Origin of the sequence: Microbacterium sp. NPDC064584 (assembly GCF_040687315.1) — a bacterium.
GTDB classification, from domain to species: Bacteria; Actinomycetota; Actinomycetes; order Actinomycetales; family Microbacteriaceae; genus Microbacterium; species Microbacterium lacus.
This window is the reverse complement of sequence record NZ_JBFBMZ010000009.1, coordinates 109,855-126,328: the sequence shown is the minus strand read 5'-3', so window position 1 is coordinate 126,328 and position 16,474 is coordinate 109,855. Positions and strand designations below refer to the sequence as shown.

12 protein-coding genes are annotated in these 16,474 nt (G+C 68.1%); 1 reads left to right on the top strand and 11 read right to left on the bottom strand.

Features of this window, described 5'->3' with window-relative positions; all coding sequences use genetic code 11:
• Positions 1–12 precede the first annotated feature (12 nt).
• From AB0P18_RS13380 to AB0P18_RS13370, 3 genes are all read right to left on the bottom strand, one after another.
• A complete protein-coding gene (locus tag AB0P18_RS13380; RefSeq protein ID WP_363360434.1) occupies positions 13–1,359 on the bottom strand; it encodes a sugar ABC transporter substrate-binding protein in 1,347 nt (448 codons plus the stop codon).
• Positions 1,360–1,417: 58 nt separating this feature from the next.
• Positions 1,418–2,227: a carbohydrate ABC transporter permease gene (locus AB0P18_RS13375; protein WP_363360487.1), complete on the bottom strand. Its 810-nt coding sequence runs from the start codon at positions 2,225–2,227 to the stop codon at positions 1,418–1,420.
• Positions 2,228–2,342: 115 nt separating this feature from the next.
• The gene (locus AB0P18_RS13370) at positions 2,343–3,266 is read right to left on the bottom strand and encodes a sugar ABC transporter permease (protein WP_363360433.1); all 924 of its coding nucleotides are present in this window, start codon (positions 3,264–3,266) and stop codon (positions 2,343–2,345) included.
• Positions 3,267–3,381: 115 nt separating this feature from the next.
• Here AB0P18_RS13370 and AB0P18_RS13365 point away from each other — a divergent pair, with 115 nt between their 5' ends.
• Positions 3,382–4,416 carry a LacI family DNA-binding transcriptional regulator gene (locus AB0P18_RS13365; protein ID WP_363360432.1) on the top strand — a complete coding sequence of 345 codons (1,035 nt, stop codon included), beginning with the start codon at positions 3,382–3,384 and terminating at the stop codon, positions 4,414–4,416.
• A 265-nt stretch (positions 4,417–4,681) separates the two neighbouring features.
• On the opposite strand, the gene AB0P18_RS13360 is transcribed toward AB0P18_RS13365, so the two are convergent.
• The 8 genes from AB0P18_RS13360 to AB0P18_RS13325 form a co-directional block, all read right to left on the bottom strand.
• Positions 4,682–7,576, bottom strand: coding sequence for an immunoglobulin-like domain-containing protein (locus tag AB0P18_RS13360; protein ID WP_363360431.1), 2,895 nt, complete (start codon positions 7,574–7,576; stop codon positions 4,682–4,684).
• Positions 7,577–7,680: 104 nt separating this feature from the next.
• Positions 7,681–9,192, bottom strand: coding sequence for an L-arabinose isomerase (gene araA, locus AB0P18_RS13355; protein ID WP_363360430.1), 1,512 nt, complete (start codon positions 9,190–9,192; stop codon positions 7,681–7,683).
• Between the two features lie 51 nt (positions 9,193–9,243).
• A complete protein-coding gene (locus AB0P18_RS13350; RefSeq protein ID WP_363360429.1) occupies positions 9,244–10,842 on the bottom strand; it encodes an FGGY-family carbohydrate kinase in 1,599 nt (532 codons plus the stop codon).
• On the bottom strand, positions 10,839–11,540 hold the full coding sequence (locus AB0P18_RS13345; RefSeq protein ID WP_363360428.1) for an L-ribulose-5-phosphate 4-epimerase: 702 nt from the start codon (positions 11,538–11,540) through the stop codon (positions 10,839–10,841). Before AB0P18_RS13345 ends, AB0P18_RS13350 begins: the two co-directional genes overlap by 4 nt.
• Positions 11,540–12,607, bottom strand: coding sequence for a sugar ABC transporter permease (locus AB0P18_RS13340; protein ID WP_363360427.1), 1,068 nt, complete (start codon positions 12,605–12,607; stop codon positions 11,540–11,542). The genes AB0P18_RS13345 and AB0P18_RS13340 overlap by 1 nt, the downstream gene beginning before the upstream one ends.
• Positions 12,604–13,695, bottom strand: coding sequence for an ABC transporter permease (locus AB0P18_RS13335; RefSeq protein WP_363360426.1), 1,092 nt, complete (start codon positions 13,693–13,695; stop codon positions 12,604–12,606). Before AB0P18_RS13335 ends, AB0P18_RS13340 begins: the two co-directional genes overlap by 4 nt.
• A complete protein-coding gene (locus AB0P18_RS13330; protein ID WP_363360425.1) occupies positions 13,692–15,296 on the bottom strand; it encodes a sugar ABC transporter ATP-binding protein in 1,605 nt (534 codons plus the stop codon). Before AB0P18_RS13330 ends, AB0P18_RS13335 begins: the two co-directional genes overlap by 4 nt.
• A 114-nt stretch (positions 15,297–15,410) precedes the next feature.
• The gene (locus AB0P18_RS13325) at positions 15,411–16,418 is read right to left on the bottom strand and encodes a substrate-binding domain-containing protein (protein ID WP_363360424.1); all 1,008 of its coding nucleotides are present in this window, start codon (positions 16,416–16,418) and stop codon (positions 15,411–15,413) included.
• Positions 16,419–16,474 lie beyond the last annotated feature (56 nt).

Below are 16,474 nucleotides of genomic sequence, written 5' to 3'. Positions count from 1 at the left end.
GCCCCGATCGGTCTACTTGACGGTGAAGCCCTGCTGGTTGCCGTAGTCGACCAGCTGCTCCTGCCACGCGGTGAGGCCCTCGTTCAGGTCCGAGTTGTTCTTGTAGGCCTGGCCGACGGTGTCGCCGAAGATGCTGTTGGCGTACACCTGGTAGGGCAGGTACTGCCAGCCGGACGGCACGTTCTTCGCGGCATCCACGAGCACTTCGTTGATCTTCTGCCCACCGAAGTACTCCGACTCGTAGCCGAGGAACTCGGGCGACTCCAGCTCGGCGGTCGTGGCGGGGAATCCGCCGGACTCCAGGAAGACCTTGATCGACTCGGGGTCCGAGTTGAGCCACTTCAGGAACGCCGCCGCGAGGGCCGGGTTCTTGCTCTGCTTGAGCACGACCTGTCCACCGCCGCCGTTCTCGGCGGTCACCGGAGTGCCGTCGTACGTGGGCATCGGCGCGACGCGCCAGTCACCCGCGGCGTCCGCCACGGAGGACTCCAGGACGCCGGGCATCCAGGCGCCGATCAGGAGGGTCGCGATCGAGCCGTCGCCGAGACCCTTGAACCACTCGTCGCTCCAGCCGGGGGTCGTGGAGAGCAGTCCACCCTCGACGAGGCGGTTCCAGTTGTCGGCCCACTTCTTCGAGCCCTCGTCCTGGAGGTCGATCGTGATGTCGGTGCCGTCGGCCTGGAAAGGCTTCCCGCCGGCCTGCCAGATCATGCTGGTGGCGAAGCCGGAGTCGCCCGTGTCGGCCGTGATGTAGGCATTCGGGTTCGCCGCGTGCAGCTGCTCCGCGGCCGCGACGTACTCGTCGTACGTCGTCGGCACCGCGATGCCGTACTGGTCGAACACGGTCTTGTTGTAGAACATCGCCATCGGGCCGGAGTCCTGCGGAAGGCCGTAGACCTTCTCACCGGAGGTCACCGCGCCCCACGGGCCGGGGGTGTAGAGGTCTTCGAGGTCGCCGAAGCCGTAGGGTGCGAGGTCGACGAGCGAGTCCGCGAGCGCGAACTGCGGGATGGCGTAGTACTCGACCTGCGCGACGTCGGGTGCACCGGAACCGGCCGTGATCGCGTTCTGGAGCTTCGTGTACTCCTCGGTGTTCGTGCCGGCGTTCACGAGGTTGACCTTCACCTTGGGGTACGCCTTCTCGAACGCGGCGACCTGCGCTTCAGCGGACGGGGTCCAGGTCCAGTACGTGATCTCCCCACCGGCCTCGAGTGCGGCATCGAGGGCGTCTGCGCTGGCCTCGCCGCCGGCGTCGGAGCCGGATGATGCGCACCCGGAGAGGATCAGGCCGAGCGAGAGCGCGGATGCTGTGGCCACAGCGGCCAGTCGGCCGCTGCGAGCGCGTGTGATGGTGGACATGCGTTTCCTTTCACTTCTTCGTTGAAACGGTGGGCAGGACGCCCGGGTAGGACAGGGACTAGCCCTTGACGCTTCCTGCGCTCAGGCCGGACTGCCAGAAGCGCTGCAGGAAGAGGAATGCGACGACGATCGGGATGATCGTCAGGAGCGATCCGGTGATGACCAGGTTGTAGATCGGCTGCGCGCCGACCCCGACCGCCTGCGCGCTCCACTGGCCGAGACCGACGGTCAGCGGGTACCACGTCGGCTCGCTCAACATGATGAGCGGCAGGAAGTAGTTGTTCCAGGTGGCGACGATCGCGAACAGCAGGACGGTGACGATCCCGGGGGCGAGCAGACGCAGCGAGATCGTGAAGAACGTGCGGAACTCGCCCGAACCGTCCATGCGCGCCGCCTCGAGGAGCTCGGTGGGAACAGCGTCCACCGCGTACGTCCAGATCAGGTACAGCCCGAACGGGCTGATGAGCGAGGGCAGGATCACGGCCCACGGCGTGTTCGTGAGACCCAGCTGACTGAACATCAGGAACGTGGGGACCGCGAGCGCCGTGCCGGGGATCGCGATGGCGCCCAGCACGACGGCGAACACCGCGCGGCGTCCGGGGAAGTTGAATTTCGCCATGCCGTAGCCGGCGACCGTCGCCAGCAGCGTCGCGCCACCCGCACCGACGACGACGTAGAGCAGGGTGTTGCCGAACCACTGGACGAAGATGCCGTCGCGATAGGTCAGCGTGTCGACGATGTTCTGCCAGAGGTTGAAGTCCGAGCCGAACCACAGCCCGAAGCTCGAGAACAGATCGCCCTGATCCTTCGTCGCGTTGATGAGCAGCCACGCGAGCGGGACGATCGAGTAGATGAGGAAGACGGCCATGACGATCGTGAGGACGATCGATTTCCGCTTGCGGTTCGGCGCGCGGCGCACGAGAGCGGGCCGGTGGCGGTTCGCCCTGCGGGCGGCGGGCAGTGTCGCGGTGTCGGTGGCCATGTCAGCTCGCGTCCTGTCGTGAGCCGCGCACCTGGACGATGTAGGCGATCGTCGCGGTGATGATCCCCATCACGATCGCCACGGTGGCGGAGTAGTTGAACTGCTGTCCTGCGAAGGACAGGTTGTACGCGTACATGTTCGGGGTGAAGTACGTGCTGATCACGTTCGGGGCGAGGCTCTTGAGCAGGTTCGGCTCGTTGAACAGCTGGAAGCTTCCGATGATCGAGAACACGGTGGCGATCACGAGCGCGCCGCGCAGAGCCGGGATCTTGATGTCCGTGACAACGCGGAACTGGCTCGCACCGTCGATCTCGGCGGCCTCGTAGAGCTCACCGGGAATGACCTCCAGCGCGGCGAAGAAGATGAGCATGTTGTAGCCCATGAACTCCCACGTGACGATGTTGCCGATCGAAGCGAGGATCCACTCCGAACTGAACGGGGCGAACTGGGTGCCGAAGAGGTCGTTGAACGAGGCGGTGAGGCCGAACTTGTCGCCGTAGATGAAGCCCCAGATGAGCGCCGCGACGACGCCCGGAACCGCGTACGGCAGGAAGAGGCCGATGCGGAAGAAGCTCGCGCCGTGCAGTCGCGCGCTGTCGATCGCGAGGGCCGCGCACAGCGACAGCGACAGCATGATCGGCACCTGCACGACCAGGAACAGCACGACCCGGCCGAGCGACTCCCAGAACTTCTCGTCCTGGAAGAGCTCGGCGTAGTTGGCCAGTCCGACGAACGCGTTGCCGCCGACGAGCTGCTGCCGGAAGAGGGTGAGGATGAGCGCGTACACCACGGGCGCGACGAGCACCGCGATGAAGACGATCATGAACGGGGCGACGAACGCCCAGCCCCGCCAGTCGCGGCGCGCGCGTCGCCGCGGCGCTCGCGGCCGAGCGGCCAGTGCGGGGGGTGCCGACGCCGTCGTCATGTGTCCAGTCCGTTCTTCGACCGAGGGATCATGTTTGCGTAACCATGTCCGAGCCGAGCATAACATGTTTGCGTAACCATGCAAGGGTGGGATGATCGACGAGGACAGGAGGATCGTGAGCACGATCGACGACAGAACGGATGCCGCGCGTCGCGCGCCCTCGATGGCCGACGTCGCACGCCACGCAGGCGTGTCGGCACAGACGGTCTCGCGCGTCTCGAACGGGCTGCAGAACGTCGACGACTCGACGCGGGAGAAGGTGCTCGCCTCGATGCGCGCCCTCGGCTACCGCCCGAACGGCGCCGCGCGGGCGCTGAAGTCCGGACGGTTCCAGACCGTCGGTGTCATCATGTTCACGCTCGAGACCCTCGGCAACGTCCGCACGCTCGACGCGATCGCCGTCGAGGCGGCGAACGCCGACTATTCGGTCACCCTCATGCCCGTCCCCGACCCCACCCTCGGTGCGGTGTCGGGCGCGTACCGCAGGCTCAGCCAGCAGGCGGTGGACGGCGTGATCATCGTGTTCGAGGCGGCGCTCCTCGACCAGGTCGAGATCTCCCTCCCTCCGGGTCTGCCCGTCGTCGTGATCGATTCGAACGCGGGCGCGAACTACACCGTCGTCGACGTCGATCAGGCGCTCGGGGCGCGCCAGGCGACCGAGCACCTGCTGAGCCTCGGCCACCGCAACGTCTGGCACATCGCGGGACCCCGCTCCTCCTTCTCGGCGACCCACCGCGCGGATTCGTGGCGGAACACGCTGGAGGCCGCCGGCATCGAGCCGCCCGAGCCGCGCTACGGCGACTGGACGACGGACTCGGGGTATCGCCTCGGTCTCGAACTCGGCGCGCGTCCCGAAGTGACGGCGATCTTCGCGGCGAACGATCAGATGGCCCTCGGCGCGATGCGCGCGCTGCACGAGCTCGGACGCGACATCCCGGGCGAGGTGAGCGTCGTCGGCTTCGACGACATGGACGAAGCGCGCTCGTTCTGGCCTCCGCTGACCTCGGTCCACCAGAACTTCCGCGAAGTGGGCCGCCTGGCGATGGAGCGCATCCTCGCCCAGATCGAGGACCCGTCCGTGCAGCAGGACACCGTGCTGATCCCGACGGAACTCGTCGTGCGCGACAGCAGCGGTCCGGCTCCGCGCTGACGCGGGGCTGCGGGAGTCCGAGTCTCCGCCACCCGTCCGGGCCACCACCGCCCGACGTCGCGTGATCGTTCACCTCCGTTCCCTCTCCGGGCGTGCCAGAACACTGCCACCTGGGGCGTGTGGGCCGCCAGGTGCGGCGACACGCCGACAGCCGTCACAGACAGCAGTACTTCGGCACGTCATCGCGATCGGCCCCGGCAGGTACGGACACGCGGAGGGAGCCCACGAGCACGATGCTCGTGGGCTCCCCTTAGTCCGTCCGTGCTCAGCCGCACCGCGTGGCGACCGCAGTCACCGTCGAGGTGTGGGCCTGACCGTCCGTCGACTGGCCCGTCGCCGAGATCACGTCACGCTCGATCGTCGCCGCGCGGGTCGTGAAGCTCACCGCACTGCTCTTGCCGGCCGCGATGGAGACCGTCTTCGAGCCGTATGCGCCGGCGACCGTCACGCTGGCCGTCACGTCATCGGCGTTGCGCACGGTGATGACCTCGACGACCTTGCCGCTCACGCAACGCGTGGATGCCGTCGCGGAGAGGTCGAGTGCGCCGACGACGGTGATCGCGGCCGACGTCGACGGGCTGACGAGTCCGTCGGCGTAGCCGTCGTAGTGGGCCGTCACCGATGTGACACCCGCCGGCACATCTGCCTGAGCCTCCCCGTCGGCAAGCGGGACGGTCTGGCTCCAGTCGCCGCCGCTGAAGGTCACGGTGCCCACGACGTCGCCGCCGTCGGCGGCCTGGACCTTCGCCGTCACCTGTGATCCGTCCGCCGTGCCGGTCGTCGTCGAAGCGACCGCCGCGACATCGGTCCAGCCGTGCAAGGCGTCCAGAACCGCCTTCGAAACGCTCACGAAGGAACCATGACGCGGACTCGCCGGCAGACCGCCCGCGGGCCGGACGTTCCACGTGCTGCGCTGCGAGAGCCGGTCGGCCTGCGAGCTGGACGCGATCTGCGCGCCGGTCGTGACGAACGCGCGATAGCCGCCGGCACCGTAGTTGTCGACGAGGAAGACGTATCCGTCGCCGGCGTTGCTCGGGTCGCCCTCATTGAGCTTGACGATCTCAGGGCCCTCGCCGGCCTGGCCCGTCTCCAGCGTCGTCATCCGCGTGTCGGTGAGCTGCCAGGTCTGTGTCGGGTCGGCCGTCCAGCTCGAGCGCGTCGTCGGCGCGGTCAGCACCGTCGAGCGCTCGAGGAAGATGTCCTTGCCGGCCTCGAGACCGTCCGCCGCACCACCTTCTTCGTTCTTGGTGAACCGGTAGTAGTAGTCGCCGATCTTCGTGACGGTGGAGTCGATCCGCGCGTAGCCGGTGTCCTGCCAGGTGACCGGCGGGTACGTGAACGTGCGGAAGTCGCGGGTGAGCACGGCGAACATCCGCGCGTAGAGCTTGTCGGAGTTCGAGTGCGATGCGTCGGAGTACAGGCGCGACGCGAAGAAGACGACGTAGGACTGCAGTTCGTCGTCCCAGTACGCCTCCGGCGCCCACGTCATGCCGGCCGCCGGCTGGTTGATCGTGATGCCGGTGTTCTCGCCGTTCGTACGCTCCCAGTTCACGAGGTCGGGTGATTCCCACACCTCGATCTTCAGGCTGCCGTTCGACTGTGCCGGACCCCAACCCGTGCCGCACCCGATGCACAGGTCGGTCGCGATCATGTAGTACTTGTCGCCGTTCGCCGAGCGGAGGATGTACGGATCGCGCAGGCCCGTGGTGTCCGCCGTGGAGGACACGGTCGGCTGACCTCCGTTGACCGGCGAGAACGTGAAGAAGTCGTTCCCGCTCGTCGCCGCCTGGTAGATCTTCTCGTCCGAGTCGGACTTGAAGTACGCAGCGGCATAGCCGGCGTCGGGCGCGCTGCGACCGAGTTCTGCGACGGTCAGGGTGAACGTGCGCTGCGCAGTCTGGCCGTTCAGCGTCGCGGTGGCCGTCAACGTCACCTCGCGGTCGCCTGCACCATACGCGGGGCGGTCGACCAGCCCACCTCCACGGAACGGATCGGCGGAGCCGACGGCCGGCGCGACGTAGGCCGGGTCGGTCGGAGTCACGAGAGCGGCATCTGAGGACTGCCACACGATGTCGGCACCGTTGACGGCACCCTTCGTCGCGAGCGGCAAGTTCTCGGTGGTGCGCTCGGAGAGCACGATCGCGTCGAGATCGGCGCCGACCGTCGGCGCGACGACCGTGACCTCGAATGTCAGCGTCGAGCCCAGTGAGCTCGTCGCCGTCAGCGTCACGGGCGTATTCGCGGTGATGGCCCGCGAGACGACGCCGGTTGTCGAGATGACCGAGGCGTCGGACGAAGACCACGTGAGCGCGACGCCGTTCACCGACGACAGCAGGTTCAGGTTCGTCGTCACGCTCTCCAGCGACGGGTTGGCACCCAGCATCGTGGCGAGCACGTCGCCGCGCAGCAGTGCGGCGGTCGCGGCGGTCTTCTGCTCAGCGGTGGGCATGCTGGCGGCGACTTCCTGCGGCGTCAGCGCGACATCCCAGAACTTCACATCCGCTACGTCGGCGCGCAGCAGCGTGTCTCCCTGGTAGAGCGGGCGGCCGAGGTATCCGAGCACGTTGCCGCTCGGGATGATGGAGCTGAGCGAGCGGGTGTGAGTGACGGTGGAGATCTGCGTTCCGTCACGGAAAACCGTGAGAGTGTTGCCCGATCCCACCATCGTGAGCGTCGTGAAGCCGGGGTTCAGGCCGCCTCCGGCCGGCAGCCGGGTCTCTCCGTTGCCCGAGTCCTTCACGCGGATGGCCGCGAGGACCTGGTTCGTGTATCCGCTCTGCGACGAGCGCGGGGCGAGGAAGATGTGGTTGCCGAGCTGCGTGGTGTTCCAGGCGCCGACGCCGTCGCCGATCACCCAGCCGAACGTCGCGGCGGCGGTCTGGGTGGAGACGGTGTACTCGACGGTGAAGTTGTTGTCGGTCCCGGTGACCAGCCCCTTCGGGAGCGCGGCGTATCCGTCGGCCTTGAACCTGAGGACGTCGTCTCCACCCGCGTTCGCGAACGAGCCGTCCGTCAGGCCGGTGAGGGTGGCGTGGCGCGCGTTGCCGGAGACGTCCAGCAGCTGCGTGCCCGCGTGGGACATGTCGTAATGCGCCGTGGGCGCCGGGAGTTCGGCGGCGACCGCGACGGACGGGGCGAGCCCGACCGCGGTCAGTGCCATCACTCCGGCTACGGCGCCGGCGAGTCCGCGACGCAGTGCGGATCGGCGGGGGGCGGGTTGTCTCATCGGCGAGACCTTCCTCTCATCGGGTGTTTCGTGCGGGGTCAGAAGCCCTGGGCGAGGCGGTAGTACGCCTGGTTCCAGCGCAGTTCGTTCTGGAAGCCGCGGACCGTGGTGTTCTCGTCGATCACGACGAGTTCAGTGCGGGCGATGTCGGCGAAGTCGCGGAAGACCTCGATGCCGGCCGCGGTGGTCATGACCGTGTGGTGCGCAGCGCCCGCGGTGAGCCAGCACGCGGCGGACGTGGCGAAGTCGGGCTGGGGCTTCCAGATCGCCCGCCCGACCGGGAGCTGCGGCAGATCCGGGGCCTCGACGTTCTCCACGACGTTCGCGACGAGCCGGAACCGGTCGCGCATGTCGCTCATCGCGACCACCAGCGCCGGGCCCGGATCGGCGGTGAACACGAGACGGACCGGGTCATCCTTCCCGCCGATGCCCAGCGGGTGGACCTCCAGGCGCGGCCGGGCGGTCGTCAGCGACGGGGAGACCTCGAGCATGTGCGCGCCGAGGATGCGCTCCTGTCCGGGCACGAGGTCGTACGTGTAGTCCTCCATCAGGCTCGCGCCGCCCGGGAGCCCCGCACCCATCACATTGGCGATCCGGACGAGGATCGCGGTCTTCCAATCCCCCTCCGCGCCGAACCCGTACCCGTCGGCCATGAGGCGCTGCACGGCGAGCCCCGGCAGCTGCGTGAGGGCGCCGAGGTCTTCGAAGCTCGTCGTGAACGCGCCGAACCCGCCCTCCTCGAGGAAGGACCGCAGCCCGATCTCGATCGCGGCCCCGTCACGGAGAGACTGGTGCCGCTCCCCGCCGGGAACCAGCTCGGACGCCACGTCGTATTCGTCGAGGTAGACCTGCACGAGCGCGTCGATGTCCGCCGCGGATGCCGCGGCGACGGCATCCGCGAGCTCGTTCACGCCCCACGTGTTCACCTGCACCCCGAAGCGCAGCTCCGCCTCGGTCTTGTCACCCTCGGTGACCGCGACATAGCGCATGTTGTCACCGAACCGCGCGAGCTTGAGCGTGCGGGACGCCGCCCACCCCGCCGCCGCCCGCTGCCAGTCCTCGACCTGCCGCTTCACGGCAGGGTTCGACACGTGCCCGACCACGGTCTTGCGCGCAACCCCCAGCCGGGTCTGGATGTACCCGAACTCCCGATCGCCGTGCGCGGCCTGGTTCAGGTTCATGAAGTCGAAGTCGATCTCCGCCCACGGCAGCTCGACATTCGCCTGCGTGTGCAGGTGCAGCAACGGCTTCTGCAGCGCGTCCAGGCCCGCGATCCACATCTTCGCCGGACTGAACGTGTGCATCCACGCGACCACGCCGATCACGTCGTCGCGCGCGTTCACCTCCAGCGCAAGACGGCGAATCGCCTCCGAATCCTTCAGAACCGGCTTCCACACCACCCGCACCGGCAGACCCTCCAGACCCGCCGCCACAGCCTGCGACTGCTCCGCGACCTGGCGCAGCGTCTCCTCGCCGTACAGATTCTGACTGCCGGTGACGAACCACACCTCGTAGTTCTCGAGCGTGGTGGAAAGAGGGGAACGGGACATGGGTACTTCCTCGGTGATGGGGTGGTCGGCGCGTGGCGAGTCGGCCGGGGATCAGAGCGCGGCGACCGCCGCAGATTCGATCGCCAGTCCGCCGCGGTAGCGATGGAGGTAGGCGGTGAATCCGGCGACGTCTTCCGGGTCGGGGGTCGTGGTGTGAAGTTCGGCGTCGGCGAAGACGCGGGTGCGGAGATAGGGATCGAGCTCGAGGTCGTCGGCCGCCGACAGATAGGCGGCGAGCACCGCGATGCCCCACGCGCCGCCCTCGGACGCGGTCGCGCCGACGACGACGGGCGTGTTGAGCGCGCCGGCGAGGAAGCGCTGCGCGACGCCGGCCGTGCGGAAGATCCCGCCGTGCGCGAAGAGGGTGTCCAGCTCGACGCCCTCCCGCTCGAGCACCTGCATCCCGAGCGCGAGCGTGCCGAACACGCCGTACACCTGCGCCCGCATGAAGTTCGCGAGCGTGAAGCGGCTGTCAGGCGTGCGCACGACCAGGGGGCGCCCTTCGGCGAGTCCGGCGATCGGCTCGCCGGCGAGGTGGTTGTAGGCGAGGAGTCCGCCGGCGTCGGGGTCGGCATCCAACGATTCCCGCAGCAGCGCGCCGAAGACGTCGTCCGCGCTCAGCGTGCCTCCCGCCACGGCCGCGAACCGTTCGAACAGGCCGACCCACGACGCGAGCTCGCTCGCCCCGTTGTTGCAGTGCACCATCGCGACGAGGTCACCGGCAGGCGTCGTGACGATGTCGATCTCGTCGTGCGCCCGGGCGAGCGGCTTCTCGAGGACCGCCATCGCGAAGATGCTCGTGCCGGCACTCACGTTGCCGGTCCGCGGGGCGACGGCGCACGTCGCCACCATGCCGGTACCGGCGTCACCCTCGGGCGGACACAGCGGGATGCCGGGCGCGAGCACACCGGACGGATCCAGCAGAGCAGCCCCCTCGGCCGAGAGCCGTCCGGCCTCCCGCCCGGCGACGAGGACCTCGGGCAGCACATCGGCGAGGGACAGTCCGTACGCGCGCTCGTCGACCAGGCGGTCGAACTTCGCCATCAGGCGCCGATCGTAATCGCGCGTCGCCGGGTCGATGGGGAACATTCCGGACGCATCACCCACGCCGAGGACTTTGCGACCGGTGAGCTTCCAATGCACGTAGCCGGCGAGCGTCGTGATGAAGCGCACGTGCGGCACGTGCGGCTCCTCGTCGAGCACGGCCTGATACAAGTGGGCAACCGACCAGCGCAGCGGGATGTTCACATCGAACAATGCGGACAGGACTCCCGCCGCACGATCGGTGTTCGTGTTGCGCCACGTCCGGAACGCCGACAGCAGCTCGCCTTCGGCATCGAGCGCGAGGTACCCGTGCATCATGGCGGACACCCCCAGCGCGGCGAGGCTCTGCACCGGGACGCCGTGTCGGCGGGCGACGTCAGCGGTCAGATCCGCATACGCCGCGCGGATGCCGGCCCACACGTCCTCGAGCGCGTACGTCCAGATCCGCCCGGCCAGGCGGTTCTCCCACGCGTGCGACCCCGTGGCGATCACGGCGCTCGGATCGTCCGCCCGCACGAGACACGCCTTGATGCGGGTCGACCCGAGCTCGATGCCCAGGACGACCTCGCCGGCGCGCACGGCGGCTGCGGCATCCACCGCGCTCATCGGCGTTCGTCCGCGGACTGGCCGTACACGTTCTGGTAGCGGTCGTACAGCCGGTCGATCGCCTCCTGCGGGATCGGGATCAGCGGACCCGCCTCCCGCGCGTAGTGCACGGTGCGGGCGACGTCTTCGACCATGACCGCGGCCTTCACGGCGTCCTTCGCCGACGTGCCGATCGTGAACGGGCCGTGGTTCTGCATCAGCACGGCGCGCGAGCGATGCCCACGCAGCGTCTGCACGATGCCCCGGCCGATCGAGTCGTCGCCGATGATCGCGAACGGCCCGATCGGGATCGGCCCGCCGAACTCGTCCGCCATCGCCGTGATCACGCACGGGATCTCCTCGCCGCGTGCCGCCCACGCCACGGCGAACGTCGAATGCGTGTGCACGACGCCGCCGACCTCGGGCATGTGGCGATACACATACGCGTGCGCGGCGGTGTCGCTGGACGGCGCCCGCTCGCTGCCCGGAGTCCCCTCGACCACGTTGCCGTCGAGGTCGCAGAGGATCATGTTCTCGGATGTCAGGTCGTCGTAGGACACCCCCGACGGCTTGATCACGAACAGGTCCGCCCCCGGGACGCGGCCGGACACATTCCCGCCGGTCCACACGACCAGCCCGTACCGGACGAGCTCGGCGTGCAGCGCCGCCACATCAGCGCGAACTGCAGCGACCGCCGCATCGATCTGCTCCGTCACCATCAGCTCGCCCCCCTTCGCGCGAGCACACGCTGCAGCAGGACGAAGGCCAGCAGCACGGCGCCGGTGATGATCGTCAGGTACTCGGGATTGATCGTGCCGTCCTTCGTGATGATCAGGCGCAGCGCCGCGATCACGAAGACGCCGACGACGGAGCCGAGGATGTATCCGTAGCCGCCGGTGAGGAGCGTCCCGCCGATCACCACGGCGGCGATCGCGTCCAGCTCCCACCCGATGCCGGTCACGTTCTGCGCCTTGCCGCCGACCTCGGCGGTGTACACGATCGCGGCCAGGCCCGACAGGGCGCCGGAGACGATGTAGATCCAGACCCGCGTCCGGCTGACCGGCAAGCCCATCAGCTGCGCGGAGGACTGGTTGCCGCCGATCGCGTAGACGGTCCGGCCCATCCGGGTGCGGTGCATGAAGAACATTCCGCCGAGAACCACGAGCACCGCGATCAGCAGACCCGGGGTGATCGTGAAGTCGTTGACCTTGGGACCGTCGATGATCTTCCAGTCCGTCGCGAGCAGGAGGATCGGCGAGTCGTCGGCGGCGATGACGGGCGTCGTCGACAGGATCGACGCGAGTCCACGGGCCAGGAACATCATCGCGAGGGTGGCGATGAACGGCTGCACGTTGAAGTACTGGATCATGACCCCGGCGATCAGACCGAAGAGCGCCCCGAAGAGGATCATGAGAAGCATCGAGAGCCACCCGTTGACCCCGATGTTCATGAGCATGACCCCGGCGACGGAGGTGAAGGCGACCACAGCACCGACCGACAGGTCGATACCGCCCGAAACGATCACGATCGTCATTCCGACGGCGAGGATGATCGTGGGCGCGAAGCTCACGAGCAGGCTCGACATCGTTCCGGCGTGGAACACCCGACCGTAGGCGGCCTCGGCGTAGATAAGCATCCCGAACAGCAGGACGAGGGCGGCCAGTGTCGGCACGAGGGGCTGACTGCGCTGCCAGACGCCGGCGAAGCGGTTCACCTGGCCGGGATCCCTGCTCTCGGGGAGATCGGCGATGGGCGGAACGGATTCCGCAAGACTGCGCGCACTCATGCGACGACCTCCGTCTGGACGGGTGAGCTCTGGCCGGCGGCGGGCCGTTCGGGCCCGCTCGGTGTCGGTGTCGTCCCGGGCTTGGAGCGCCCGAACACCAGCGAACGGATGCGCTCGGACTGGAGCAGGACGAGGACGATGATGACGAGCGCCTTGAATGCGGGCGTGGCGGCCGCCGGGATGCCGAGGAAGAGCACCGTCTTGTTCAGGGTCGCGATCAGCAGTGCGCCGATCGTCGACCCGAGGATCGAGAACTTCCCCCCGGCCAGGGACGTGCCCCCGATCACGACCGCGAGGATCGCGTCGAGCTCCATCAGGTTGCCGGTCCCGGACACGCTCACCGTCATGACTTCGGACACGCTGAACAACCCGCCCACCGCAGCCAGGGCAGCGGAGAGGATGTAGACGAAGAACAGGATCGGACGAGGACGGATGCCGGCGAGCCGGCTGGCCTTGGGGTTGATGCCGATCGACTCGATCATGAGCCCGAGCGCCGTGCGGCGCATGAAGAGCGCGACGACGACGACGATGACGATCGCGATCACGAAGCTCGTGGGCAGCCCGAGGATCTGACCGTTCGCGAGCTGCCGGAAGGGTTCGTTCGTCGCGTTGGTGTTCTGTCCGTCCGTGATCACCCGTGCGATGCCGCGCGCCGCGAGCATCATGATGAGCGTGCTGATGAACGGCTGGAGTCCCACGACGGCGACGAGCAGGCCGTTGATGGATCCCAGGATCACCGCGAGGAGGACGGCGAGACCGATTGCGGCGAACATCGCGCCGGCCGACGTCGGGTCATCGATCGTCGAGAGGGTCTGCATCGCGACCGCTCCGCCCACGGCCATCATCGAGCCCACGGAGAGGTCGATGCCCTCGGTGGCGATGACGAACGTCATGCCGAGTGCGATCATGATGATCGGCGCGGAGATGCGCAGGATGTCCAGCACGTTGCCCGTGAGCAGTCCCGTCGTGGGGTTCACGCTGAGCGCGAGGTACGCGGGGTTCTTGATCGAGTTGATCAGCAGCAGCACCGCGATGCCGACGATCGCCCAGAACCACGGGGTTCGCAGCGCGGTCTTGATGCGACTCATGACGCGTCTCCTTCCTTGACGACGGGGGTGCCCGCGGGCGTGTCCTCGGCGAGCGCCGCCGCTCCCGCTTCCGCCTCGGCCTCTGATTCGGCGGCGATGACGGCGACGATGCTCTCCGCGGTGACCTCCGGGCCGTTGACGACCTCGCCGACCTTCTGGTGGTCCTTGAGGATGACGATGCGCTCGGACAGGCGCACGACCTCCTCGAGTTCGGAGGAGATGAACACGACGCCCATGCCGCCCTCGGCGAGTTCGGCGACGGTCTCCTGGATGTCGGCCTTCGCGCCGACGTCGATGCCGCGGGTGGGCTCGTCCAGCAGGAGGAGATCCGGGTTCGTGGCGAGCCAGCGCCCGAGCAGCACCTTCTGCTGGTTGCCACCGGACAGCAGGCGGATCGGGCGATCCGGGTCGTTGGGCCGGACGCTGAAGCGCTCCATATAGGTCGTCACGAGCTCATCCACCTCGCGCGCCGGAACTCGCCGCAACCATCCTCGGCGGGCCTGGACGGCCAGCATGATGTTCTCGCGGATGCTCAGGTCGCCCACGATGCCGTCATCGCGGCGACTCTCCGTCGAATAGGCGATGCCGTGGGACAGCCCTGCGACCGGAGAGGTCAGGCTGACCTTCTTGCCGTGGATCCTGATGTCGCCGGAGTCGGCCTTATCGGCTCCTGCGATGAGCCTGGCGAGCTCTGTGCGTCCCGCACCGAGGAGCCCCGCGAAGCCGACGACCTCACCGGCATGGACATCGATGTCCGTGGGCTCGATCGCGCCCTTGCGCCCCAGCCCCTGCGCAGCCAGCAGCGGCGTCCGAGTGCGATCGCGGACTTCGGTCTGACGGTTGGAGCCGAGGGCGCGCAGCGACTCGAAGTCTTTGCCGATCATCTTCGAGATGAGCTGTGTGCGGTCGAGGTCGCGCGTGAGGTATTCGCCGACGAACCGGCCGTTGCGCAGGACCGTGATCCGGTCGCTGATCGCGTATACCTGGTCGAGGAAGTGCGAGACGAAGAGGATGGCGACGCCCTGGTCGCGCAGGCGCCGGATGACCCCGAAGAGCACCTCGACCTCGTTGGCGTCCAGGCTCGATGTCGGTTCATCGAGAATGAGGACTTTCGAGTCCGTGACCATCGCCCGACTGATCGCGACGAGCTGCTGCATGGCGATCGAGAGGGAGGACAGCGGGGCGCGAGGATCGAGCTCACCGAGGCCCATCCGGCCCAGTGCCTCGCGTGCCCGGGCGTGGGTCTTCCGCCAGTTCACGCCCGCGAGGCCCCGCACTTCGTGGCCGAGCATGACGTTCTCGCCGATGCTGAGGTTCGTGCAGAGGTTGACCTCCTGGTACACCGTGGAGATTCCCGCGGCCTGCGCCGAGGCGGTTCCGGTGAAGTGGCGCACCGCCCCCATGACGACGATCTCGCCGGAGTCGATCTGGTAGACGCCGGTGAGGGCCTTGATCAGCGTGGACTTGCCGGCGCCGTTCTCACCCATGAGGGTGTGCACTTCGCCGGGGAGCAGGCGGAAGCTGACCTCATCGAGCGCCTTGACCCCCGGGAAGGTGATCGATGCGCCCTTGACCTCGACGATCGCAATCGGTTCCAACATCGCTGTGTGACTCCTTGGTGCTGCGGGATGAGTGACGGGAATGGCGCGGGCGGGGCCGCCGAGTTCGGCGACCCCGCCCGTGTCCGGTTTCGTCCTAGCCGACCGTGCGACGGATCAGAAGCCCTTGCCCGCATCCAGCGCGGCCTGACCGGCCTCGGCGGAGTCGAACGTCTCGCCCGGAACGATGATCGTCTTCTCGACCGAGTCGCCCGCGAGTGCGGAGTTCACCGCGTCGACGGCGAGGTCGCCGAAGAACGGGTTGTACTGCGCCACGAAGCTCAGCTGACCGGCCGCGAGCGCCTCGAGGGCGGGCGTCGTGCCGTCGATCGTCGCGATCTTGACGTCGGTGCCCGGCACCAGGCCCGCAGCGGTGACCGCAGCCGCCGCGCCGATGCCCATCTCGTCGTTCTGGGCGAAGATGAACTGCAGGCCCGGGTTCTCCTTCAGCACGGTCTCGATGACCGACTTGCCCTCGTCGGCGGTCCAGTTCGCCGTCTGCGCGCCGATCTTGTTCCATCCGCTCTTGCCGTCGATCGCGGCGTCGAAGCCCTCGTTGCGCTCGTTCACGACGGACAGGCCCGGCACACCTTCGAGGACGTAGTAGCTGGCACCCTCGGGATAGGTCTCCACGGCCCAGTCGCCCACGGATGCGGCGACGTTCACGTTGTCGGGAGCGATGCGCGTGACGTACAGATCGTCGCTCGCATCCACACCCCGGTCGAGCAGGATGACGGGGATCTCGGCCTCCTGGGCCAGCTTGAGCGAGTCCTCCCAGCCGGACGCCTCGGTGGCCGTCAGCAGGATGACATCGACCTCGTCGTTGACGAAGGTCGAGAACGCGTCGAGCTGCGACTTCTGGTCGGTCGGGCTCGCGGCGGGCGCGTACTTCAGGTCGAAGCCGGCCTCCTCAGAGAACGCGTCCTTGATCGCCTGCTCGTTCGCGTTGCGCCAGCCGCCCTCGGGCCCGACCGCCACGAAGCCGACCTCGACCAGCTCATCCCCTCCGGCGCTGCCGCTGTCCGCACTGTCGCTGCCACCACCGGCGCAGCCGGCCAGTCCGAGGGCGAGCACCCCCGCGCCGATCATGCCGAACAGCCCCAGCATCCGCTTGTTCTTTGCCATCAGTTCTCCTCCTTGAGACTCGCCGACCACGTGGTCGGAGAGAAGTCGCCGTGCCC

Coding starts and splice junctions, on each gene's coding strand:
- AB0P18_RS13380 (WP_363360434.1), bottom strand. CDS start 1,359: ATGTCCACCATCACACGCGCTCGCAGCGGCCGACTGGCCGCTGTGGCC.
- AB0P18_RS13375 (WP_363360487.1), bottom strand. CDS start 2,227: ATGGCCGTCTTCCTCATCTACTCGATCGTCCCGCTCGCGTGGCTGCTC.
- AB0P18_RS13370 (WP_363360433.1), bottom strand. CDS start 3,266: ATGACGACGGCGTCGGCACCCCCCGCACTGGCCGCTCGGCCGCGAGCG.
- AB0P18_RS13360 (WP_363360431.1), bottom strand. CDS start 7,576: ATGGCACTGACCGCGGTCGGGCTCGCCCCGTCCGTCGCGGTCGCCGCC.
- araA (WP_363360430.1), bottom strand. CDS start 9,192: ATGTCCCGTTCCCCTCTTTCCACCACGCTCGAGAACTACGAGGTGTGG.
- AB0P18_RS13350 (WP_363360429.1), bottom strand. CDS start 10,842: ATGAGCGCGGTGGATGCCGCAGCCGCCGTGCGCGCCGGCGAGGTCGTC.
- AB0P18_RS13345 (WP_363360428.1), bottom strand. CDS start 11,540: ATGGTGACGGAGCAGATCGATGCGGCGGTCGCTGCAGTTCGCGCTGAT.
- AB0P18_RS13340 (WP_363360427.1), bottom strand. CDS start 12,607: ATGAGTGCGCGCAGTCTTGCGGAATCCGTTCCGCCCATCGCCGATCTC.
- AB0P18_RS13335 (WP_363360426.1), bottom strand. CDS start 13,695: ATGAGTCGCATCAAGACCGCGCTGCGAACCCCGTGGTTCTGGGCGATC.
- AB0P18_RS13330 (WP_363360425.1), bottom strand. CDS start 15,296: ATGTTGGAACCGATTGCGATCGTCGAGGTCAAGGGCGCATCGATCACC.
- AB0P18_RS13325 (WP_363360424.1), bottom strand. CDS start 16,418: ATGGCAAAGAACAAGCGGATGCTGGGGCTGTTCGGCATGATCGGCGCG.